Consider the following 22539-nt stretch of genomic DNA (forward strand, 5'->3'; position numbering starts at 1 on the left):
GTCTCCGACGGGACGTGACGAGGGCCGGTTCGACCACGGCGCTCGGTTCGCGTACAGTATTCCTTCGGTGGCAGGTGCCCACCCGATGATCTCTGCCTTCTGGGTAGGTTCGCGGGGTGGCATCGATCACGAAGGGCAGTGGCGCAATTGGTAGCGCAGCGGTCTCCAAAACCGCAGGTTGCAGGTTCGAGCCCTGTCTGCCCTGCAAGGCGTCGTCCTCCTCGGGGGCGTGCGCGTAGTCCGGTAACGGGTTACACCACGAAAGGTCAGCATCGGTTTCGGTTTCAACGTCACGTAGTGGGGATGAACAGTGAGCGAATCGCCATCAGAGGCGCTGGGTGCTGAAGGCGTGCGCGCCGGCGGTGACAAGAACAAGGGCGACGCGAAGAAGGGCAACATCTTCTCGCGGATCGCCCTGTTCGTCCGCCAGGTGATCGCCGAGCTCAAGAAGGTCGTCACCCCCACTCGTTCCGAGCTGATCACCTACACCACCGTCGTCCTCGTCTTCGTGGCCGTGGTCATGGCGTTCGTGACGGTGCTCGACCTCGGGATCGGCAAGGCCGTCCTGTGGGTCTTCGGGGACTGATTCCCGGAGGGCGCCTCGTGCCGCGAGCATCTCGCGGCACCGCACGAGTACGCGCCCGGAGCGCGAGGACCGTGAGCGGTCCCGTCAATAGCATGTTCGAGTAGTCAGTAGAAAGCAGGTTCGTTCGTGTCCCAGGAGTCGCTGGACCAGGCGGAGAACGTCGATCCCACCGAGCCCGTCGCCGAAGGCGCCGAGGTCGAGCTCGACGCACCCGAGGCTGCCATCGACGAGGTCGAGGCGGACGACGAAGAGCTGGACACCGAGACGGACGAGGAGCCGGCCGAGGCCGACGACGAGCCCCGTGTCGACGAGGACGGCGACATCCTCGACGACCTCGACCCGGTCGAGGAGTTCAAGAAGGACCTGCGCACCAAGCCGGGCGACTGGTTCGTGATCCACTCCTACGCGGGCTACGAGAACCGTGTGAAGGCCAACCTGGAGAACCGCATCCAGAGCCTGAACATGGAGGACTACATCTTCCAAATCGAAGTCCCCATGGAAGAGGTCGCGGAGATCAAGAACGCGCAGAAGAAGATCGTCCGTCGCGTCCGCATCCCCGGCTACGTCCTGGTCCGCATGGACCTGACCGACGAGTCGTGGGGCGCCGTGCGTCACACGCCCGGTGTCACGGGCTTCGTGGGCCACACCCACCAGCCGGTGCCGCTGACGCTCGACGAGGTCTTCTCGATGCTCGCCCCGACGATCGAGCCCAAGGCCGAGGCCGGCAAGCCCGCCGCGTCGGCCAAGGCCCCCTTCGAGGTCGACTTCCAGGTCGGCGAGTCGGTCACCGTCACGGACGGTCCGTTCGACACGCTCCCCGCGACGATCTCCGAGATCAACGCCGAGGGCCAGAAGCTCAAGGTCCTCGTCTCCATCTTCGGCCGGGAGACCCCGGTCGAGCTGTCGTTCAACCAGGTCGCCAAGATCTGATCCTGCTCGACGGCAGCACCTGCAACCGGGTCATCGCCCACGGCGTCGGCCCAGACACAGAAAGCACGGAATCTCATGCCTCCCAAGAAGAAGGTCTCTGGGCTGATCAAGCTCCAGATCCAGGCCGGTGCAGCAACCCCCGCCCCGCCGATCGGCCCCGCGCTCGGTCAGCACGGCGTCAACATCATGGAGTTCTGCAAGGCGTACAACGCGGCGACCGAGTCGCAGCGCGGCAACGTCATCCCCGTGGAGATCACGGTCTACGAGGACCGCTCGTTCACCTTCATCACCAAGACCCCCCCGGCAGCCGAGCTCATCAAGAAGGCCGCCGGCGTGGACAAGGGTTCGCCCACCCCGCACACGGTCAAGGTCGCGAAGCTGACCTCCGCCCAGGTGCGCGAGATCGCTCAGACCAAGCTCGAGGACCTCAACGCGAACGACCTCGACGCTGCATCGCTCATCATCGCGGGCACCGCTCGCTCCATGGGCATCACGGTCGAGGGCTGACCCAGCTCCACCCCCAGCCTCCGGGCTGAACCTCATTTTTCATGAGCCCGCCGGTCCTCGACCGGCAGGCAGTGGCAGGGTCCGCGCGGATCCGTAGACCACGACTGCTCGACAAGGAGAAGCAGATGGCAACGCGCAGCAAGGCATACCGCGCCGCCGCGGAGAAGATCGACCGCGACGAGCTCTACACCCCGCTCCAGGCGGTTCGTCTCGCCAAGGAGACGTCGCCCACCAAGTACGACGCGACCGTCGAGGTCGCGTTCCGTCTCGGTGTCGACCCCCGCAAGGCGGACCAGATGGTTCGTGGAACGGTCAACCTGCCTCACGGCACCGGTAAGACCGCCCGCGTCCTGGTCTTCGCGAACGGCGAGAAGGCGGAGCAGGCTCGTGCAGCCGGCGCCGACATCGTCGGTGGCGACGAGCTCATCGAGAAGGTCGCCGCCGGCTACACGGACTTCGACTCCGCTGTCGCGACGCCCGACCTCATGGGCAAGGTCGGTCGCCTCGGTAAGGTCCTCGGCCCCCGTGGTCTGATGCCGAACCCGAAGACCGGCACCGTGACCATGGATGTCGCGAAGGCCGTCGAGGACATCAAGGGCGGAAAGATCGAGTTCCGCGTCGACAAGCACTCGAACCTCCACTTCATCATCGGCAAGGTCTCGTTCGACGAGAAGGCGCTCGTGGAGAACTACGCAGCAGCGATCGAAGAGGTCCTGCGTCTGAAGCCGTCCTCCTCCAAGGGCCGCTACATCAGCAAGGCGACGCTCTCGACGACGATGGGCCCCGGCATCCCCGTGGACCCGTCCAAGGCGACGAAGCTCCTCGAGGACGACGCGGCCTGATCAGCCCGTCCTCTTCCTGACCGACGGCGTCTCTCCCCTCACGGGGAGGGGCGCCGTCGGTCTTTTCGTCGTCGGGCGGGACGGTGTCCGAGGTGCCGGTCCGTGCGGTGCTGCGTGCCGTCGTCGGGCCTGTTGAAATGTCTGGTATGTGCAGCGGGTGGACCGAATCGCGGCCCGCACGACGCAGACGTTCACGGCCCCGATCGTCCCGGTTCATCCCTGGTCTGCCTGGCGCGGTCAGAGTGAGGCCTGTCTGGACAAGTGAGTCTCGCGGCTCGTCCGGACACCGCATCCATGACGTGCACCATGACGACTGAAGGGTTGGACATGCGCAAGATCGCACACCTGGCACTCGCCGGGTCGCTGGCAGCAGGGACGTTCCTCGTCCCGGCCGCCGCCTTCGCCGCCGACGGCGAAGCCCCCGTCCTGCAGGGAACTCGTACGGACAAGACCCTCGTGATCGGGCTCGACGGTGCTCGCCTCGACAAGATCGAGGCCGCCTCGACCCCCACCCTCCACGCGCTCATGCAGCGCGGGACCTCGGGTCACAGCCTCCTGTACGCCACGAGCGACGCCCCCGAGGTGAGCCAGCGCGGCGCCCAGACGGTGTCCGGCGCGGGCTGGTCGACGATCCTCACGGGCGTGTGGACGGACAAGCACAACGTCCGCGACAACACCTTCGCGGGCAAGAACTACGCGCAGTACCCGAGCTTCCTCGATCGCCTCGAGCAGGTCGACCCGAGCATCGCGACGTTCGCGGCCTCGACCTGGGCCCCGATCACGTCGTCGGCGAGCAACGGCGACATCGTCTCCGACGGGATCGACCTGCGCATCGCGACGGGCTCGGACGTCAAGACCGAGCAGGCCGCGATCACCTACCTCGGGACGCAGAACCCCGACGTGGCGTTCCTCCACCTCGACGACATCGACGGCGCCGGTCACAGCCACGGCGCGGACGCGGCCCAGTACGCCGCCGAGCTCGAGGTCCAGGACGCACGCATCGGCCGCATCCTCGCCGCGGTCGACGCGCGGCCCACGCGGGGGGCCGAGAGCTGGAACATCATCGTGACGGCCGACCACGGCCACCTGCCGAAGGGCGGGCACGGCGGCCGGGCGCAGACCGAGCGCGCGACGTTCGTCATCGCCGCGGGCGACGACATCGAGCCGCGCGGTCGCCAGGAGAACCTCGCGATCACCGACATCGCGCCGACGGTCATGCGGCAGGCCGGTGTCGCGGTGGACCCTGCGTGGGGGCTCGACGGCACCCCGATCGGCGACGACGTCTCCGACGACTTCGACTCCCTGCGCCCCGCGCTCTCGGCCCGGGTCGACGAGACGGGCATCCCGGCCGGCACGCTCGGCTTCACGACGACGCCCCCGACGGGCTGGAGCGTCGACAACTCGGCCATGCCGTCGGGTGGCGTGACCGAGTGGCGCGGTTGGTCGTTCACGACCCAGACATTCTGGTCGGCGGCCGAGGCGGGCCAGGCGCGGGAGAACTTCACGCGTGGGCGCGACGTGATCGCGGTCGCCGACTCGGACGAGTGGGACGACAAGGCCCACGGCGCGGGGAAGTTCGACTCGACGCTCGTCACGCCCGACTACGCGGTCGCGGGCAAGGAGCAGGCAGTGCTGACTTTCGAGCACTCGTACCGTCATGACCGCGTGCAGGTCGCGGAGGTCCTCGTGAGCTTCGACGGCGCCGCCCCGGTCCAGGTGGCCTCGTTCCCCGCGAGCGACAACGGGAAGCGCGCGATCGTCACCGACGTCCCGGCCGGGGCGAGGACCGCGCAGTACCGCTTCCACTACAGCGGCACGAACGACTGGTTCTGGGCTCTCGACCAGGTGCGGTTCGCGGCGCAGGGCGAGACCGACCCCGCGGGTGCCGAGGGCATCGCGCTCGAGGCCGTCGTGGAGGAGGTCGTGACCGAGGGCAAGCTCTCGATGACCGTCGCGGGCGACGGCGCGCCCGTGCGGCTCGCGGGCGGGCTCGACGGTGACCACCTGGCGTACACCGCGGCGCTGCCCGTCGTGAGCGTCTCGGACACGCGTCGTGACGCTGCGGGCTGGGCCGTCTCGGGCCAGTCGACCGCGTTCTCGGCGGGGTCGACGACGTTCGGCGCTGACCGGCTCGGCTGGGCACCGCGCCTGGTCGTCGACAAGCCGGGCGTGACCGCTGGGCAGCGCATCTCCTCGGCGCAGGCCGGGGGAGCGGGGCTGTCGACGCCGCAGACCCTCGCGGGGGCCGACGCGATCGGCCGCAAGGGCACGAGCGACGTCACGGCCGACCTCGCTCTCGAGCTGCCGGCCGACACCGCTCCCGGCTCCTACGGAGCGACGCTGACGGTATCGCTCTTCCCGGTCGACTGACGTCCCGCGCCGCGCTGCCGCTCGCCCCCTTGCGGCCGGCAGCACGGAGCCGCCCGGCTCTCCTTCCCTGGGGAGGAGAGCCGGGCGGCTCGGTCGTCACGGTGACGGTACCGCCGTCACCGGGGGACGGGGCTCAGCAGGCGCCGAGGTCCTTCCACACGCCCCAGTCGCTCGGTGCCGGGGCGTCGCCGCGGGTCCACCACTTGGCCTGCCAGGTGTGGCCGTTGTGCGCCACGGTGTTGCCACCGGTGTAGATGCTCGAGGCGTCCCACGCCGCGGCCGAGCAGGTGCCCGAGCCGCCGGTGCTGCCGCCCGTCGTCCCGCCGGTCGGGTCCGTGCCGCCGGTGTTGCCGCCCGTGGGGTCGCCGCCGGTGCTGCCGCCGGTGGGGTCGCCGCCCGTGCTGCCGCCGGTCGGGTCGGTGCCGCCGCCGGTGGGGTCGCCGCCCGTGCTGCCGCCGGTCGGGTCGGTGCCGCCGCCGCCCGAGCCGGTGCCGAGGCGGGCGCCCACCGCGGTGGCGAGCGCGTAGTTGTTCTTCTTGTCCCAGTTGATCGACCAGGTCATGACGCCGCCGATCTTGCCGTACGGAGTGGCTGGCTTGAACGTGCCGCAGCCCGTCCCGGTCTCGAGGCAGTCGACGGCCTTGATGACGTTGGCGATGGGCTGGTAGCCGCCGCCGGCAGCGGCCTGGACCGCGGGGACGCCGATGCCGACCTGGTCGGGGCGCAGGCCCATCTCGAGCTGGATGCAGCTGAGCGAGGTGAGGAAGTCGATGCTGCCCTGGCTGTAGACCTGCTGGTTGCAGCCCATCATGGCGCCCGAGTTGTAGTACTGGGTGTTGACGATCGTCAGGATGTCCTTGATCGCGAGCGTGAGCTGGTAGTACCCCATCGAGGTGGCCTGGTAGTCGATGGTCTGCGGTGCCATCGCGATGATGAGGTTCGGTCCGGCCTTGGCCGAGAGCTGGTGCAGCGCGCTCGACATGTACGTCGCGTTGATGCCGTGCTCGAGGTCGATGTCGACGCCGTCGAACCCGTACTCCTGCATCAGGCCGTACGCGGTGTCTGCGAAGTTCTTCGCCTCGGTCGCGTTGGAGACGATCACGTTCCCCTTCTCACCGCCGACCGACAGGATGACCTTGCGGCCCTGCGCCCGGATCGCGGCGATGTCGGCCTTGAACTGGGGCACCGTGTACCCGTTGAGCTCGGCGCTCGACAGGTTGAACGTGATGCCACCGGGCGTGCCGGTCAGGTTGTCGGCGAACGCGACCGCGACGAGGTTGTACGCAGCCGGGATGTCGCTCAGCGGCATGACGACCGAGCCGTTGTTGAAGTTGTGCCAGTAGCCCGTGAGCCACTGGTGGCCGGGAGCGGCTGCGGCGGCGACCGTCGCCGGCTGGGCGGCGGGCAGCGGTGCGGCCTGGGCGCTCGTGCCGGCGAGCGCGAGGCCGCCGAGCGCGACGGTCGCGGCGGTCAGCGCCGCGAGCAGACGAGCCGGACGGCGGGTGCCGTCGGCGGGGTGGCGAAGGGTTCTCACGTGTAGCTCCTCTAGCAGGGGGTCCGGGACGTCGTCGTCTCACCGGGACCGTCGGAGTGGACCGGTCGTGGTCGGTCAGGCCGACCGTACGTGACCTGGGTCACGCGTTTGATGAGGGATTCCACGACTCTCTGCGCCCTGTCCATACGTGGATCCCCGTACGGGTCACGTACCCGTAGAGGCTCTGCGAGCCTGCCCGACGGCGCGGCGGGGGCCGGGGCCGCGCGGTCGCCCGAGGCGTCGGCGAGATCGTTCGGGAAAGATCTCACGAACGTGTATCAAACGCGACGAACCCCCCTCTCTCCCAGCAGGAGGAGGTCCGACGACCAGTCGGCCTGTCCGTCGAGAGTGCCGCGAGAGCGGGTCGGAGGGAGGTGCTGCTATGGCGGAAATGCTTGTCCCACCTGCACGAACACCTCTAGACTCGGGTTCCCCCGAAGTACCCGAGCACGACCGAGAGCAGACGGCGCACCCAGCCATGACACGGATCACCGAGGACGTCCCGGAAGTCGACGAACCGGAGGTGAGCCTCGGCGATCGAGCCGCGGCTGCTCTCCTCGACTACCGGGAGGGCAAGCACCAGGCACTGGCCGACTTCGTGAAGGAGGCGACCCCGCTGCTGTGGCACACGGCGCGGGCGCAGGGAGCGGACCGGGAGCACGCCGACGACGTGGTCCAGAACACCTGGATGGCGCTCGTGCGCAACGCCCACACCATCCAGGAGCCGCACGCGGTCCTCAAGTGGCTCCTCGTCACCGCCAAGCGCGGTGCCTGGGAGGTGGTCCGCAAGCAGCGTGACGACCAGAAGCGCCGGACGGAGCTTCCCGACGACCTGCTCGACGGCCCTGTCGGCGCACTGCCTTCCTCAGACCCCACCCCCGAGACCCAGGTCCTCGAGGTGGAGCGAGACCGCCACCTGTGGCGGGCCGTCCTTCAGCTGCCGGACCGCTGCCAGCAGCTGCTCCGGCTGATCTCGTTGGCGGACCGCCCTGACTACAAGTACATCTCGAGCGCCATCGGTATGCCGGTGGGCAGCATCGGATCCAACCGCGGGCGCTGCCTGGCCAAGCTCCGCGACATCATGGAAAGCGATCAGGGGGACAGGACATGGGAAACATCATGAGCGCGCCGATCGGATACAGCCCCGACGACCCGTTGGACACGGTCGACCTCGAGATCCTCGCGGACCTCGCGCGGATCAGCGCGATGCTCGACCCGGTACCCGGGGGTCTCGTCGAGAGGTCGCTCTTCGCGATCACGTTGGCCGGCCTCGAGGCAGAGGTCATGGAGCTCGAGTACGTACGCGTACCGGAGATGTCCGTCCGCGGTGAAGCGCCGCCGGTCGAGGCACGGACCATCACGTTCACGGCCGAGTCGCTGACCGTGATGATCACGCTCTCGACCCGGGACGACACCAGGATCAGGATCGACGGCTGGGCTGCGCCCGCCGGAGAGCTGACGGTCGAGCTGCACCGCCCGGACGGGATGGTCTCGACGACCACCGACGAGGACGGCCGATTCGTGTTCGAGGACGTCGCCCCCGGCCCGGCGAGCCTCCTGCTGCGGACCCCCGGTGCGGACGGCGACGCAGTGACCACGCCCATCATCGAGCTGTAGCGATCTCGCGACATCTTCTTCACGCGCCGGCGGCCCACCCCTCGGCGGTAGTCCCCTTCGTGCATTGGAGCACCGATGAGTGAGACCCCAGAGCAGTCGGCCACGCCACCCGTCCCGCCGGGCGGACGGCCCTTCGGGGACCGGCCGAACCGGCTGCAGTGGCGAACGCGGACTCTCGACCCGATCACCGCGCCGCGTCGGGCCGGGCAGTCCTCGCCGCACCCCACGTGGTACGTGGGGGACCGGGTCCTGGTTCCGGAGTCTCCGGACGACCTGACCGGCAACCGTTCGCTGCGGTGGCTCGAGGAGGCTGCGGAGAAGTTCGACCTGACGGTCGAGGTCGAGGAGGCCAGCAAGGCCGACGCGGAGCTCATCACCCGGGCGAGGCTCGATCGTGAGACGACCCGCGACCTGCGACGCGTGTTCGGGCTCTCGGCTCGCCTGCGGCAGAAGGGCGGCAGCGAGGGGGAGCTCCCGGACGCGTGGAAGGTGATCGAGAAGCTCGGCGGGCGCCTGTGCCCGGACGACAAGTGCAGCCCACGGGTGGGCCTCGACCACATGATCGCGCCGTCGGCGGGACCGGCCATCGGTGGCCAGCCGTACACGCAGCCCTTCCCGTACACCCAGCCGTTCCCCTACACGCAGCCCTTCCCGTACACGCAGCCCTTCCCGTACACCCAGCCCTTCCCCTACACGCAGCCGTTCCCGGTCACGGGTACCGCAGAGTACGCAGCCCCCGGCTCGGGCGGCCGGACCCCGGTGAACTGGGTAGGGCCCGTCCCAGCGCGTCGCCTGGCGGTCGGAGACGACGAGTACACGGCGGCCGACGGGACGCGTCGACCCGTGGTCGCGGTCCTGGACACCGGCGTGGGGGCGCATCCTTGGTTCGACGCGTCCCTCGAGTCGCGCGGGACGATCGTGGTGCGGGACCCCGAGCTGCTCGGAGAGCCGCTGTCCGTGCTGCCGGAGACGGAGTACGAGTACGAGGACCCGGAGATCGGTGGCGTGTCGATCTCTCCCTTGACGGGCCCGCTCGACCCTGTCGCCGGGCACGGAACCTTCATCGCCGGCCTCGTCCACCAGAAGTGCCCTGATGCGGTCATCCTGGCCCCTCGCCTCTACGGCGGTGCCGGGGTCATCCCGGAGCGAGACCTCCTGCGCTCGCTGCGCCGGGTGCTTCTCTGGCACGTGCTCGGACTCGTCGGTCGGAAGGGCTACTCCCCGATCGATGTCCTGGTGCTCTCGCTCGGGTACTACCACGAGCGACCCGAGGACGCGGACTTCGACGCCCCGTTCGGCACCGTCCTGCGGGCGCTCCGGCGCTACGGGGTGCTGGTCGTCGTCTCGTCCGGGAACGACGGGCAGACGAGGCCGAGCTATCCCGCGGCCTTCGCACCGAGGATCGATCGTCGACAGACGCCGCCCGTACCGCTCCCGGGCGTCGCTCTCCTGAAGGACGAGCCGCCCGTGCTCACGGTCGGGGCCCTGAACCCGGACGGGACGACCTCCCTGTTCAGCAACGACGGGCCCTGGGTCACCTGCGTGCGTCCCGGGGCGGCGCTCGTCTCGACCGCTCCGACGACCATGGACGGCGCGGTAGCCCCCACCCGTTGGCTCAAGGAGCTCTGGTCGGAGGGCAACCGCGCCACGATCGACCCGGAGGGCTTCCAGGGTGGGTTCGCGAGCTGGAGCGGCACGTCGTTCGCAGCCCCCGTGCTGGCCGGCGAGCTCGCGTCCTACCTGCTGGACGACTCCGCGGCGGACCCGACGTCACCGAGCGCGCTGGTACCGGGTGAAGGAGCTCCGGGACGCTGCGCGTGGCTGTGGGAGTCCATTACCCTGGCCACTGGACTGGTCCCCACGGAGGTGACCGCGGAATGAGGTGACGGCGTGACGCGCAGCGTTGGTCAGACCCTGCGCGCACGCCTCGAGTTCGCGTCGGCCACCAATGCCCGGGGGCGTCACGCCAGGGCCGCTCAGCTCTACCGCACTCTCCTCGCGGACCTCGAGGAGCCGGCCTTCGCGACGGACCCGGACAAGAGCTACGCGCACGTCCGGGCGCTCATCGGTCTGGCGATCTCCAGGTTCGAGTACGAGGGCGATGTCGACCGCTCGCTGGATCTCCTCGAGGAGGCCCGGGCGTGGGTCGAGGCCCACGGGCCCGAGGACCTCCAGCTCGTGGTCGGCGGGCAGCGCGGTCTGCTCCGGCTGCGCACCGGACGGGTCGTCGAGGCGGTCGAGGAGATGGATGCCGCTGCTCGATTCATCGACGTGGCCCGCCCGCTCGATGCCGCGGTCCTCCTCCTCAACCGGGGGTCGCTGCACCTCGAGCTGGGCAACCTTGGTCGGGCCGAGTCGGACCTCGCCGAGGTGGTCCGTCGTGCGGAGGACCTGGGCGATGCGCTGCTCGCGTCCAAGGCGCAGCACAACCTCGGATACGCCAAGTACCTCGGGGGCGACCTGCCGAGCGCTCTGCGTGACATGGAGGAAGCCGAGAGAGGCGCTCCCGACCGGCACGCGTCGGTCGGTCTCATCGACAAGGCCCAGGTTCTTCTGGAGGCAGGACTGCTCTCGGACGCGGACGCGACGCTCGCCGAGGCGCGCGAGCACCTGGCCCGCAACCGGATGGTCCGGGACGTCGCCGAGGTCGAGCTCTTGCGCGCTCAGTGCCTCGTGGGGTTGCGCCGCTACGCGGAGGCGCAGCGTCAGGCCCGTGCTGCAGCGGCCCGGTTCGACCGCATCGGCAACGATCCCTGGGCTGCACGGGCTCGGGTGGCCGAGCTCCAGGCGCGGCTGGCCGAGGACCGGTCGGTCGGCGTCTCGATCGGCGTGGCCCGGCGGAGGGCCGCTCGCGCGCTCGCGCTCGCAGACGTCGGGACGTCGCTCGGCGCGGCCGTCGGCCGGGGGGTGACCGTGCCCGCCCAGCTCCTGGCTGCCGAGTGGTTCCTCGCGGCGAAGGACCCTGCGGGCGCGCGCGAGGTCCTCTCTCAGGTGCCGGGTCACCTCGGACGTGTGGCGCTGCCGCTGCGTCTGCAGCACCAGGCCGTGACCGCCCAGCTCGCGTTCGCCGCGGGTGAGCGCGGAGCGGCGCTGCGTGCGGTGCGCCGGGGCCAGCGCATGCTCGCCGAGCACCGGGAGGGGGTGGGGTCCGTCGACGCCATCACAGCCTCGGCGGTGCACGGCGTACGCCTGGGGCACGTGGACGTGGCCGCGGCCCTTCGCACCGGACGTGCCTCCGCGCTCCTCGACGCCGTCGAGCGTGGGCGCGCGACCGTCGCCGGCAGCGGGAGGGTCCGGCCACCGTCGGACGTCGAGTCCGCCGAACTCCTCACTCGCGCACGCCAGGAGATCGAGTCGGCCAGGCTCCTGGGAGCGAACCCCTCGGGCGAACGCCTGGAACGTCGACGTACGCACCTGAGCGAGGCCCGTCGGTTGCAGGAGGCCGCGAGACGTCGGGCCTGGCAGGAGGGAGGGGGAGCCGCGACGCCGACCGCCGTCACCGCCCGTCGCCTGCGCAGCGCCTTGACGTCGAGGAGCTCGTCGACGGTCGTCGCGGACTTCGTGGTCGCGGACGAGTCGCTCCGTGTGCTGCGTGCGGACGCATACGGTCTGAGCATGGTCCGACTGGCACCGATGGCGGAGATCGGTGAACGGATCCGACGCACCCGGGCAGACCTCGACGTCCTGGCGAACGACCTGATCCCCGCCCCCATGCGCGCAGCGGCCCGCGCCTCGCTCGAGCGCGGCCTCGCCTGGCTCGATCGCGAGCTCCTCGCCCCGATCGACGCGCAGGGCGACCTGCACGTCGCCGCTCGCGACCTTCTCCTGGCCGTCCCGTGGTCGTCGCTCCCGTCCAGGGTCGGTCGCCGGACCTGGGTCAACTCCTGGATCGACCTGCAGGAGGCAGCCCCTGTACCGGCCGATCCGGACGTCGTGGTCGTGGCCGGACCCGGCTTGCGCGCGGCCGAGGCGGAGGCCGAGGCAGTGGCCGGCGCGTGGGGCAGCGCGACGCTCCTGTCCGGTGAGGACGCGACGTGCGCGGCGACGATCGAGCGGCTTCCCGGGGCGGGGGTCGTCCACCTCGCGACGCACGGCAAGCACGAGACCGACAACCCGTTGTTCTCGTCGTTGCGGCTCGCCGACGGTCCCTTGTTCGCCCACGAGCTCGACGGGGTGGACCTCCGAGGTGCCGTCGTCGTCCTCTCGGCGTGCGAGGCAGGTCTGTCGTCGGTCCGGATCGGTGGCGAGCCGCTCGGCCTCACGAGCGTCCTGCTCCGGCTCGGGGCGAGGGCCGTCGTCGCGAGCGTCGCTCCGCTGCGCGACGACGTCGCCGCACGGGTCATGCCCGAGTTCCACGGTGAGCTGCGTGCGGGAGCGACACCGGGAGAGGCGCTCGCGACGGCCGTCGCGAGCGAGGACGAGCCGGTGCCCCTCGTCTGCTTCGGGCCGCTCGCGCTCTGAAGCAGTGAAGCACCATCCGAGCCGCGCGCGTGCGGCTCGCCGCCCGCCTGAGCCGTCCGGAGCGCGCGGTGCGCGGCGCCGTCGGGCCGGATTTGGACCACACGCCCGCGTCACGTACTCTGTTCCAGTACCCAAGACCGCCGGTCGTACCGTCCTGCCCGCTGACTCGTCAGCTGCAGTCCGGACCGAAGTCCCGCAGAAGTGCGGAGGCCAGCGCAGGTGAGAGTTCACGGAGCGGGCGAGAGCCTGCACTTCGAGCCCCGCGCCTGCGCGGGGCTCTTCTCGTCTCCGCAGGACCTCACCCCCCAGGGCCCCCGCCCTGCGGAGACCGGTGGCACCACCACCGGAAGGATTGCCATGGCGAGGCCGGACAAGGCAGCCGCAGTCGCAGAGCTCACGGAGAACTTCCGCGAGTCGAACGCGGCCGTGCTGACCGAGTACCGCGGGCTCACCGTCGCGCAGCTCAAGCAGCTGCGTCGGTCGCTCAGCGGCAACGCAACCTACGCCGTGGTGAAGAACACGCTGACCGCCATCGCGGCCAAGGAAGCCGGCATCGAGATCGACGCCGACTTCAAGGGCCCCTCGGCCATCGCCTTCGTGACCGGTGACCCGGTCGAGGCGGCCAAGGGCCTGCGTGACTTCGCCAAGGCGAACCCCGCACTGGTCATCAAGGGCGGTGTCCTCGACGGACGCTCCCTGACCGCTGCGGACATCACCAAGCTCGCGGACCTCGAGTCCCGCGAGGTCCTGCTGGCCAAGCTGGCCGGCGCGTTCAAGCAGCCGCTCTACCAGGCGGCATACCTGTTCAACGCGCCCGCCTCGCAGGCCGTTCGCACCATCGATGCCCTGCGCCTCAAGCAGGAATCGGAGAGCGCTGCAGCCTGACCCTCCTCGGAGGATCACGCAGCACGCACACACCCCCTCTGCTTCCAGCAGGGCTCTGTGGATCGTTGACAGGGCCGCTGCCGAGCACCAACCGAAAGGACCGCCATCATGGCGAAGCTCAGCACCGAAGAGCTCATCGAGCAGTTCAAGGGCCTCTCCCTCATCGAGCTCTCTGAGTTCGTGAAGGCGTTCGAGGACGCTTTCGAGGTCACCGCAGCCGCTCCGGCCGCCGTCGCCGTTGCAGGCCCCGCGGCCGCTGCCGCCGAGGAGGTCGAGGAGAAGACGGAGTTCGACGTCATCCTCGAGGCTGCCGGCGACAAGAAGATCCAGGTCATCAAGGAGGTGCGTGCCCTCACGAGCCTCGGCCTGAAGGAGGCCAAGGACCTCGTTGACGGCGCCCCCAAGCCCGTCCTGGAGAACGTCGCCAAGGACGCTGCTGACAAGGCCAAGGCTGCCCTCGAGGGCGCCGGCGCAACCGTCACCGTCAAGTGATCACTGCCCTTCGGGGCGGTATCGCATGACAGGTCGCCTCGCGCGACCTGACAGGTAGCACAGGCGACGAGGCCCGCACCCTCCGGGGTGCGGGCCTCTCGTCGCTTGTGCGTCTCCCGGCCCGACGCCGGAGCCCACCTTCCAGGAGAAGGTGACCCGCGCCGTCGGGCAGGGAATTTCTCGTGTTCTTGGGCGGCATATGGCGGCCACCGAGAAGATGTCCTCACCGGTCCGGTGGGGGAGTGGAACGCGGCTCGACAACGGTCTTGACAGGCCGTGATTTGGCGTCGCTGGACACGCTTGACCGGGCCGGGTATGCTAGCGCTTTGCGCTCGCGTGTGCCCTCGGCACCCTCTGAACTGCCCGAACCGTCTCCGGTGTGCGTCCATCGTGCACCACGGCAGCCTCAGGGGGAAGAGGTCCTCCAGCCACGCAGCGTACAGCGTGCAATCGATCTGCAGGGAAGGACCCCTCTTGGCTGCCTCGCGCACCCCTTCTGCTCCGTCCGCCGACGCTATCGCGAACCGCACCGCTTCCCGGCGCGTCTCTTTCGCCAAGATCTACGAGCCTCTCGAGGTGCCCGACCTGCTCGGGCTCCAGACGGAGAGCTTCGACTGGCTGCTCGGCAACCCGGCGTGGCGCGCACGCGTCGACGCCGCGGCTGCTGCCGGTCGCCAGGACGTCCCCGCGACGTCGGGTCTCGAGGAGATCTTCGAGGAGATCTCCCCGATCGAGGACTTCGGCTCCTCCATGTCTCTCTCCTTCTCGAACCACCGTTTCGAGCCCCCGAAGTACACGGCCGAGGAGTGCAAGGAGAAGGACTTCACCTTCGCCGCACCGCTCTTCGTGACCGCGGAGTTCGTGAACTACAACACCGGTGAGATCAAGAGCCAGACCGTCTTCATGGGCGACTTCCCGCTCATGACCGCGCGCGGCACCTTCATCATCAACGGCACCGAGCGCGTCGTCGTCTCGCAGCTCGTCCGTTCGCCCGGCGTGTACTTCGAGCGCCAGGCCGACAAGACGAGCGACAAGGACATCTACTCCGCGAAGATCATCCCGTCGCGCGGTGCGTGGCTGGAGTTCGAGATCGACAAGCGTGACGCCGTGGGCGTCCGCGTCGACCGCAAGCGCAAGCAGTCCGTCACGGTGCTGCTCAAGGCCCTCGGCGTGACCGAGTCGCAGATCCGCGAGGAGTTCGCGGACTTCCCGGCCGTGCTCGACACGCTCGAGAAGGACCACGTCCACACCGAGGAAGAGGCGCTCGTCGACCTCTACCGCAAGATCCGCCCGGGCGAGCCGCCCACGGTCGAGGCTGGCCGCTCGCTCCTCGAGAACTTCTACTTCAACCCCAAGCGCTACGACTTCGCGAAGGTCGGCCGCTACAAGGCGAACAAGAAGCTCGGCGTCGACGCGCCCCTCGCGGACTCCACGCTGTCCGTCACGGACATCGTCGCGACGATCAAGTACCTCGCGGCCCTCCACGCAGAGGTCACGACGCTCCCCGGCACGCGTGCCGGCGAGCCCGTCGAGATCCGCGTCGAGACCGACGACATCGACCACTTCGGCAACCGTCGTATCCGCGCCGTGGGTGAGCTCATCCAGAACCAGGTGCGCACCGGTCTCTCGCGCATGGAGCGCGTCGTGCGCGAGCGCATGACGACCCAGGACGTCGAGGCGATCACGCCGCAGACCCTGATCAACATCCGCCCCGTGGTGGCGTCGATCAAGGAGTTCTTCGGCACCTCGCAGCTGTCGCAGTTCATGGACCAGAACAACCCGCTCGCCGGCCTGACGCACAAGCGTCGTCTGTCCGCGCTGGGCCCGGGTGGTCTGTCCCGTGACCGCGCCGGCATGGAGGTCCGTGACGTCCACCCGTCGCACTACGGCCGCATGTGCCCCATCGAGACTCCTGAAGGCCCGAACATCGGTCTGATCGGATCGCTCGCCTCCTACGGCCGGATCAACCCGTTCGGGTTCATCGAGACGCCGTACCGCAAGGTCGAGGACGGCAAGGTCTCCGACGAGGTCGTCTACCTGACGGCCGACGACGAGGACCGCTACGTCATCGCCCAGGCGAACACCGAGCTCAACGTGGACGGCTCGTTCCGTCAGGAGCGCGTCCTGGTCCGTACCAAGGGTGGCGAGACGGCTGACGTCCTCGGCACCGAGGTCGACTACATGGACGTCTCGCCGCGCCAGATGGTGTCGGTCGCGACCGCCCTCATCCCGTTCCTCGAGCACGACGACGCCAACCGCGCACTCATGGGTGCCAACATGCAGCGTCAGGCCGTGCCCCTGGTCCGTTCCGAGGCCCCGCTCGTCGGGACCGGCATGGAGCGTCGTGCAGCCATCGACGCCGGTGACGTCATCGTCGCCACCAAGCCCGGTGTCGTGACCGAGGTCTCGGCCGACATGATCGTCGTCGCCAACGACGACGCGACCACGACGAGCTACCGCGCGGCCAAGTTCCGCCGCTCGAACCAGGGCACGTCGTACAACCAGCGCGTCGTCGTCGACGAGGGCGCACGCGTCGAGGTCGGCTCCGTGCTGGCCGACGGCCCGGCGACCGACGAGGGCGAGCTGTCGCTCGGCCGCAACCTGCTGGTCGCGTTCATGTCCTGGGAAGGCCACAACTACGAGGACGCGATCATCCTGTCGCAGCGCCTCGTGCAGGACGACGTCCTGTCCTCGATCCACATCGAGGAGCACGAGGTCGACGCCCGCGACACGAAGCTCGGCCCCGAGGAGATCACGCGGGACATCCCGAACGTCTCCGAGGACGTCCTGGCGGACCTCGACGAGCGCGGTGTCATCCGCATCGGTGCAGAGGTCGGCGCGGGCGACGTGCTCGTCGGCAAGGTCACGCCCAAGGGCGAGACCGAGCTGACCCCCGAGGAGCGCCTGCTGCGCGCCATCTTCGGCGAGAAGGCCCGCGAGGTCCGCGACACGTCGCTCAAGGTCCCCCACGGCGAGTCCGGCACCGTCATCGGCGTCCGCGAGTTCAACCGTGAGGACGGCGACGAGCTGCCCGCCGGCGTCAACCAGCTGGTCCGCGTCTACATCGCGCAGCGACGCAAGATCACGGACGGCGACAAGCTCGCCGGCCGTCACGGCAACAAGGGTGTCATCTCGAAGATCCTCCCGGTCGAGGACATGCCCTTCCTCGAGGACGGCACCCCCGTGGACGTCATCCTCAACCCGCTGGGTGTCCCCGGTCGTATGAACGTCGGCCAGGTCCTCGAGACCCACCTCGGGTGGGTCGCCAAGCAGGGCTGGGACATCTCGCAGACGGACGGCGCAGCAGGCGAGGGCGACCTCTCCTGGAAGGAGCGCCTCCCCGTCGTCGCGGCATCGTCCGAGCCCGGTCGCCCCGTGGCCACCCCGGTCTTCGACGGCCTCGAGGAGGAAGCCCTCACGGGTCTGCTCTCCACGACGCTGCCGAACCGTGACGGCAACCGCATGGTCGGGCGCGACGGCAAGGCCCGTCTGTTCGACGGCCGCTCCGGCGAGCCGTTCCCGGAGCCGGTCTCCGTGGGCTACATGTACATCCTGAAGCTCCACCACCTGGTGGACGACAAGATCCACGCCCGCTCGACCGGTCCGTACTCCATGATCACGCAGCAGCCGCTGGGTGGTAAGGCGCAGTTCGGTGGACAGCGTTTCGGCGAGATGGAGGTGTGGGCGCTCGAGGCTTATGGCGCGGCGTACACCCTCCAGGAGCTGCTGACGATCAAGTCCGACGACGTCCCGGGCCGTGTCAAGGTCTACGAGGCGATCGTCAAGGGCGAGAACATCCCCGACTCGGGCATCCCGGAGTCCTTCAAGGTTCTCCTCAAGGAGATGCAGTCGCTGTGCCTGAACGTCGAGGTGCTCTCCAGCGACGGTGTCTCCATCGAGATGCGTGAGTCGGACGACGACGTGTACCGCGCTGCCGAGGAGCTCGGCATCGACCTCTCGCGTCGCCCCAACGCAGCATCCAGCATCGACGAGATCTGATCTCGGAAGCGGTGGGGGCGTTCGTGACGAACGACCGCCCCCACCGCCACCCGACACTCTGTAGCACCTCCACCGCGCCGGCCGGGACGAACCCCGGACAGGCCGGCAGACGAAGGAAGTAGGACCACCTTGCTCGACGTCAATGTCTTCGACGAGCTGCGTATCGGACTGGCCACGGCAGACGACATCCGTGACTGGTCTCACGGCGAGGTCAAGAAGCCTGAGACCATCAACTACCGCACCCTCAAGCCGGAGAAGGACGGGCTCTTCTGCGAGAAGATCTTCGGTCCCACCCGTGACTGGGAGTGCTACTGCGGCAAGTACAAGCGCGTGCGCTTCAAGGGCATCATCTGCGAGCGCTGCGGCGTCGAGGTGACGCGCTCGAAGGTGCGCCGCGAGCGCATGGGCCACATCGAGCTCGCCGCTCCTGTCACGCACATCTGGTTCTTCAAGGGTGTGCCCTCCCGCCTCGGTTACCTCCTCGACCTCGCGCCGAAGGACCTCGAGAAGGTCATCTACTTCGCCGCGTACATGATCACGTCGGTCGACGTCGAGGGCCGTCAGGAAGACCTCCCCAACCTCCAGAACGAGATCGACCTGGAGAAGAAGGAGATCACGGACCGTCGCGACAACGACATCAACACCCGTGCCCAGAAGCTCGAGGCCGACCTGGCCGCGCTCGAGGCCGAGGGCGCTCGCGCCGACGCCCGCCGCAAGGTCCGCGACTCGGCCGAGCGCGAGATGGCGGCGATCCGCAAGCGTTCCGACGCCGAGCTCGACCGCCTGGACCAGGTCTGGGACCGTTTCAAGAACCTCAAGGTCGCCGACCTCGAGGGCGACGAGATGCTGTACCGCGCCCTCCAGGACCGCTACGGCAACTACTTCGAGGGCTCGATGGGCGCCGCGGCGATCCAGAAGCGTCTCCAGGACTTCGACCTGGCTGCCGAGGCCGACCTCCTGCGCGAGATCATCCGCTCGGGCAAGGGCCAGAAGAAGACCCGTGCGCTCAAGCGCCTCAAGGTCGTCAACGCGTTCCTGACGACCACGAACTCGCCCACGGGCATGGTGCTGGACGCCGTCCCGGTCATCCCGCCGGACCTGCGCCCCATGGTGCAGCTCGACGGTGGCCGCTTCGCGACCTCGGACCTGAACGACCTGTACCGCCGCGTGATCAACCGGAACAACCGCCTCAAGCGTCTTCTCGACCTGGGCGCCCCGGAGATCATCGTCAACAACGAGAAGCGCATGCTGCAGGAAGCTGTGGACTCGCTCTTCGACAACGGCCGTCGTGGTCGCCCGGTCACGGGCCCCGGCAACCGTCCGCTGAAGTCGATCTCCGACATGCTCAAGGGCAAGCAGGGTCGATTCCGTCAGAACCTGCTCGGCAAGCGTGTCGACTACTCGGGCCGTTCGGTCATCGTGGTCGGCCCGCAGCTCAAGCTGCACCAGTGCGGTCTGCCGAAGCAGATGGCCCTCGAGCTCTTCAAGCCCTTCGTGATGAAGCGCCTCGTGGACCTGAACCACGCGCAGAACATCAAGAGCGCCAAGCGCATGGTCGAGCGCGCGCGCCCGGTCGTGTGGGACGTCCTCGAAGAGGTCATCACCGAGCACCCGGTGCTGCTCAACCGTGCACCGACGCTGCACCGTCTCGGTATCCAGGCGTTCGAGCCCCAGCTGGTCGAGGGCAAGGCCATCCACCTGCACCCGCTCGTGTGTGCCGCGTTCAACGCGGACTTCGACGGTGACCAGATGGCCGTGCACCTGCCGCTGTCGGCCGAGGCCCAGGCCGAGGCCCGCATCCTCATGCTCTCGAGCAACAACATCCTGAAGCCGTCGGACGGCCGTCCGGTGACCATGCCCTCGCAGGACATGATCATCGGCCTATACCACCTGACGAACGACAAGAAGGATGCCAAGGGTGCAGGGCGTGCGTTCAGTTCCGTCGCCGAGGCCATCATGGCCTTCGACGGTGGGACGCTGGACCTGAACGCCGAGGTCAGCATCCGCATGGACGGCCTCGTCTTCGCCGAGGGCGACGCCCCCGAGGGCTTCGTCCCGGGCGAGCCGTTCGTCTTCGCGACGACGCTCGGCCGCGCGCTCTTCAACGAGACGCTCCCCGTCAGCTACGGCTACGTCAACGGGATCGTCGACAAGAAGAAGCTCTCGACGATCGTCAACGAGCTGGCCGAGACCTACCCCAAGGTCGAGGTCGCTGCCTCGCTCGACGCCCTCAAGGAGGCCGGCTTCCGCTGGGCCACCCGTTCGGGTGTCACCATCGCGATCTCCGACGTCGCGACGCCGAGCGAGAAGGCCGCGATCCTGGAGGAGCACGAGGCTCGTGCGCTCAAGGTCCAGCAGGAGTACGAGCGTGGTCTGATCACGGACGACGAGCGCCGTCAGGAGCTCATCGAGATCTGGACCCAGGCCACCGACAAGGTCGCCACCGCGATGCGCGCGAGCTTCCCCGAGCGCAACACCGTCTACACGATGGTCGGCTCGGGTGCTCGTGGTAACTGGATGCAGGTCCGTCAGATCGCCGGTATGCGCGGCCTCGTGGCGAACCCGAAGGGTGAGATCATCCCTCGCCCGATCAAGTCCAACTACCGTGAGGGCCTCTCGGTCCTCGAGTACTTCATCGCGACGCACGGTGCCCGTAAGGGCCTCGCCGACACCGCCCTGCGTACGGCCGACTCGGGTTACCTGACCCGTCGTCTGGTCGACGTGTCGCAGGACGTCATCGTCCGCGAGGAGGACTGCGGCACCGAGCGTGGTCTGACGCTGCCCGTCGGGGAGAAGATCGGCGACCGCCTGGTCCGTCACGACAAGGTCGAAACGAGCATCTACTCCCGCACGCTGGCCTCCGACGTGCAGGACGCCGACGGCAACCTCATCGCCAAGGGTGGTGAGGACGCCGGTGACCTGGTCATCGACGCGCTCCTCGCTGCCGGGATCGACACGGTCAAGGTCCGCTCGGTCCTGACCTGCGAGTCCCGCGTCGGTACGTGCGCCAAGTGCTACGGCCGTTCGCTGGCCACGGGCAAGCTCGTCGACATCGGCGAGGCCGTCGGCATCATCGCGGCCCAGTCGATCGGTGAGCCCGGTACCCAGCTGACGATGCGTACGTTCCACACCGGTGGTGTGGCCTCCGCGGACGACATCACGCAGGGTCTGCCCCGTGTGACCGAGCTCTTCGAGGCACGTACCCCGAAGGGTGAGGGCCCCATCGCGGAGTTCTCGGGTCGGATCACGATCGACGAGGCGGAGCGCACGCGCCGCATCGTCCTGACCCCCGACGACGGCTCGGAAGAGCTCGCCTACCCGGTGACGAAGCGTTCGCGCCTCCTCGTCAGCGACGGCGACCACGTCGAGGTCGGTACCCAGCTGGTCCAGGGTGCGGTCGACCCCAAGAAGGTCCTGCGCATCCTCGGCCCCCGTGCCACCCAGAAGCACCTGGTGGACGAGGTCCAGGAGGTCTACCGCTCCCAGGGCGTGGACATCCACGACAAGCACATCGAGGTCATCGTGCGGCAGATGCTGCGTCGCGTGACCGTGCTGGACTCGGGCGACTCGCAGCTGCTCCCGGGCGAGCTGGCCGAGCGTGGACGTTTCGAGGACCTCAACCGTCGGGCCGTGGCGGAGGGTGGCCAGCCGGCCTCCGGCCGTCCCGAGCTCATGGGGATCACGAAGGCGTCGCTCGCGACCGACTCGTGGCTCTCGGCGGCCTCCTTCCAGGAGACGACGCGCGTCCTCACCGAGGCAGCGATGAGCGGTCGTCGTGACCCGCTCCTCGGCCTCAAGGAGAACGTCATCCTCGGTAAGCTCATCCCGGCCGGTACGGGTCTGCCCCGCTACCGCAACGTCGAGGTCGAGCCCACCGAGCAGGCCAAGACCGAGCTCTACCCGAGCTTCGGCTACGACGAGATCGACTTCCAGGGGCTCGGCATGGGCTCCGGCGAGGCGATCCCGCTCGAGGACCTGGACTTCGGCGACTACCGCTGATCCTGTCCCCGCAGCCCGGCGACGTCTCGTCGTCGGGCCGCGGGGGAGCGAGTAGCACAGGGGGTGGTCGTGGCGCGTTCGACGCGCCGCGACCACCCCCTCTCGCTTTGACTACCTGCCAACTGGCAGGTATCGTGAATGACCGTGCCCGCGCCGTCGGGCTCGCTGTGGTGTTCTCCAGCGAGCCGATGTGAGTGCGCGAGCATTCCGGTCCCTGTGTTCCTCGGATGATCCGTGGTTCGGGGCCCGGACCATCGAGCCGGTGGTACGTGGCGATTGCGACGCTCTGCGTCGCAGGTGCCGTTTGCCGTCGGCGC

14 protein-coding genes and 1 tRNA gene are annotated in these 22539 nt (G+C 69.0%); 14 read left to right on the forward strand and 1 reads right to left on the reverse strand.

The window, feature by feature from the left end; translation table 11 throughout:
• Window positions 1-132: 132 nt before the first annotated feature.
• The 6 genes from ASE27_RS17710 (at window position 133) to ASE27_RS17735 (ending at window position 5235) form a co-directional block, all read left to right on the forward strand.
• Window positions 133-205 (forward strand) — tRNA-Trp (locus ASE27_RS17710).
• A 105-nt stretch (window positions 206-310) separates the two neighbouring features.
• On the forward strand, window positions 311-586 hold the full coding sequence (secE, locus tag ASE27_RS17715; RefSeq protein WP_082609106.1) for a preprotein translocase subunit SecE: 276 nt from the start codon (window positions 311-313) through the stop codon (window positions 584-586).
• A 126-nt stretch (window positions 587-712) separates the two neighbouring features.
• Window positions 713-1516, forward strand: coding sequence for a transcription termination/antitermination protein NusG (gene nusG / locus ASE27_RS17720; protein ID WP_056653723.1), 804 nt, complete (start codon window positions 713-715; stop codon window positions 1514-1516).
• Between the two features lie 75 nt (window positions 1517-1591).
• On the forward strand, window positions 1592-2023 hold the full coding sequence (gene rplK, locus ASE27_RS17725; RefSeq protein ID WP_056653726.1) for a 50S ribosomal protein L11: 432 nt from the start codon (window positions 1592-1594) through the stop codon (window positions 2021-2023).
• Between the two features lie 125 nt (window positions 2024-2148).
• Window positions 2149-2865, forward strand: a complete 717-nt coding sequence (gene rplA, locus ASE27_RS17730; protein ID WP_056653730.1) for a 50S ribosomal protein L1 — start codon at window positions 2149-2151, stop codon at window positions 2863-2865.
• Window positions 2866-3192: 327 nt separating this feature from the next.
• Complete coding sequence (locus ASE27_RS17735; RefSeq protein ID WP_056653733.1) at window positions 3193-5235, forward strand: alkaline phosphatase family protein; 2043 nt, start codon at window positions 3193-3195, stop codon at window positions 5233-5235.
• A gap of 133 nt (window positions 5236-5368) precedes the next feature.
• On the opposite strand, the gene ASE27_RS17740 is transcribed toward ASE27_RS17735, so the two are convergent.
• Window positions 5369-6769, reverse strand: coding sequence for a glycosyl hydrolase family 18 protein (locus tag ASE27_RS17740; protein ID WP_200955975.1), 1401 nt, complete (start codon window positions 6767-6769; stop codon window positions 5369-5371).
• A gap of 478 nt (window positions 6770-7247) precedes the next feature.
• Between ASE27_RS17740 and ASE27_RS17745 the strand changes: the two genes are divergently transcribed.
• From ASE27_RS17745 to ASE27_RS17780, 8 genes are all read left to right on the forward strand, one after another.
• Window positions 7248-7892, forward strand: a complete 645-nt coding sequence (locus tag ASE27_RS17745; RefSeq protein WP_056653736.1) for an RNA polymerase sigma factor — start codon at window positions 7248-7250, stop codon at window positions 7890-7892.
• Complete coding sequence (locus tag ASE27_RS17750; RefSeq protein WP_157257701.1) at window positions 7889-8386, forward strand: carboxypeptidase-like regulatory domain-containing protein; 498 nt, start codon at window positions 7889-7891, stop codon at window positions 8384-8386. Before ASE27_RS17745 ends, ASE27_RS17750 begins: the two co-directional genes overlap by 4 nt.
• Before the next feature lie 75 nt (window positions 8387-8461).
• A complete protein-coding gene (locus ASE27_RS17755; RefSeq protein WP_157257702.1) occupies window positions 8462-10267 on the forward strand; it encodes a S8/S53 family peptidase in 1806 nt (601 codons plus the stop codon).
• A gap of 9 nt (window positions 10268-10276) precedes the next feature.
• Window positions 10277-12847 carry a CHAT domain-containing protein gene (locus tag ASE27_RS17760; protein ID WP_056653745.1) on the forward strand — a complete coding sequence of 857 codons (2571 nt, stop codon included), beginning with the start codon at window positions 10277-10279 and terminating at the stop codon, window positions 12845-12847.
• Between the two features lie 357 nt (window positions 12848-13204).
• A complete protein-coding gene (rplJ, locus tag ASE27_RS17765) occupies window positions 13205-13732 on the forward strand; it encodes a 50S ribosomal protein L10 (protein ID WP_030151947.1) in 528 nt (175 codons plus the stop codon).
• A gap of 108 nt (window positions 13733-13840) precedes the next feature.
• The gene (rplL, locus tag ASE27_RS17770) at window positions 13841-14224 is read left to right on the forward strand and encodes a 50S ribosomal protein L7/L12 (RefSeq protein WP_030151946.1); all 384 of its coding nucleotides are present in this window, start codon (window positions 13841-13843) and stop codon (window positions 14222-14224) included.
• Between the two features lie 474 nt (window positions 14225-14698).
• Window positions 14699-18223 (forward strand): DNA-directed RNA polymerase subunit beta, encoded by a 3525-nt coding sequence (gene rpoB / locus ASE27_RS17775; protein ID WP_056653748.1) that lies wholly within the window; start codon window positions 14699-14701, stop codon window positions 18221-18223.
• Window positions 18224-18352: 129 nt separating this feature from the next.
• A complete protein-coding gene (locus tag ASE27_RS17780) occupies window positions 18353-22222 on the forward strand; it encodes a DNA-directed RNA polymerase subunit beta' (RefSeq protein WP_056653751.1) in 3870 nt (1289 codons plus the stop codon).
• Window positions 22223-22539 lie beyond the last annotated feature (317 nt).

Source organism: Oerskovia sp. Root918, from assembly GCF_001428945.1.
In the GTDB taxonomy this organism is placed as follows: domain Bacteria; phylum Actinomycetota; class Actinomycetes; order Actinomycetales; family Cellulomonadaceae; genus Oerskovia; species Oerskovia enterophila.

What these genes read in the sequence shown, in the direction of transcription:
- ASE27_RS17735 (WP_056653733.1), top strand. Translation starts at nt 3,193, where the DNA reads ATGCGCAAGATCGCACACCTGGCACTCGCCGGGTCGCTGGCAGCAGGG.
- rplJ (WP_030151947.1), top strand. Translation starts at nt 13,205, where the DNA reads ATGGCGAGGCCGGACAAGGCAGCCGCAGTCGCAGAGCTCACGGAGAAC.
- rplK (WP_056653726.1), top strand. Translation starts at nt 1,592, where the DNA reads ATGCCTCCCAAGAAGAAGGTCTCTGGGCTGATCAAGCTCCAGATCCAG.
- ASE27_RS17755 (WP_157257702.1), top strand. Translation starts at nt 8,462, where the DNA reads ATGAGTGAGACCCCAGAGCAGTCGGCCACGCCACCCGTCCCGCCGGGC.
- rplL (WP_030151946.1), top strand. Translation starts at nt 13,841, where the DNA reads ATGGCGAAGCTCAGCACCGAAGAGCTCATCGAGCAGTTCAAGGGCCTC.
- ASE27_RS17745 (WP_056653736.1), top strand. Translation starts at nt 7,248, where the DNA reads ATGACACGGATCACCGAGGACGTCCCGGAAGTCGACGAACCGGAGGTG.
- ASE27_RS17750 (WP_157257701.1), top strand. Translation starts at nt 7,889, where the DNA reads ATGAGCGCGCCGATCGGATACAGCCCCGACGACCCGTTGGACACGGTC.
- rplA (WP_056653730.1), top strand. Translation starts at nt 2,149, where the DNA reads ATGGCAACGCGCAGCAAGGCATACCGCGCCGCCGCGGAGAAGATCGAC.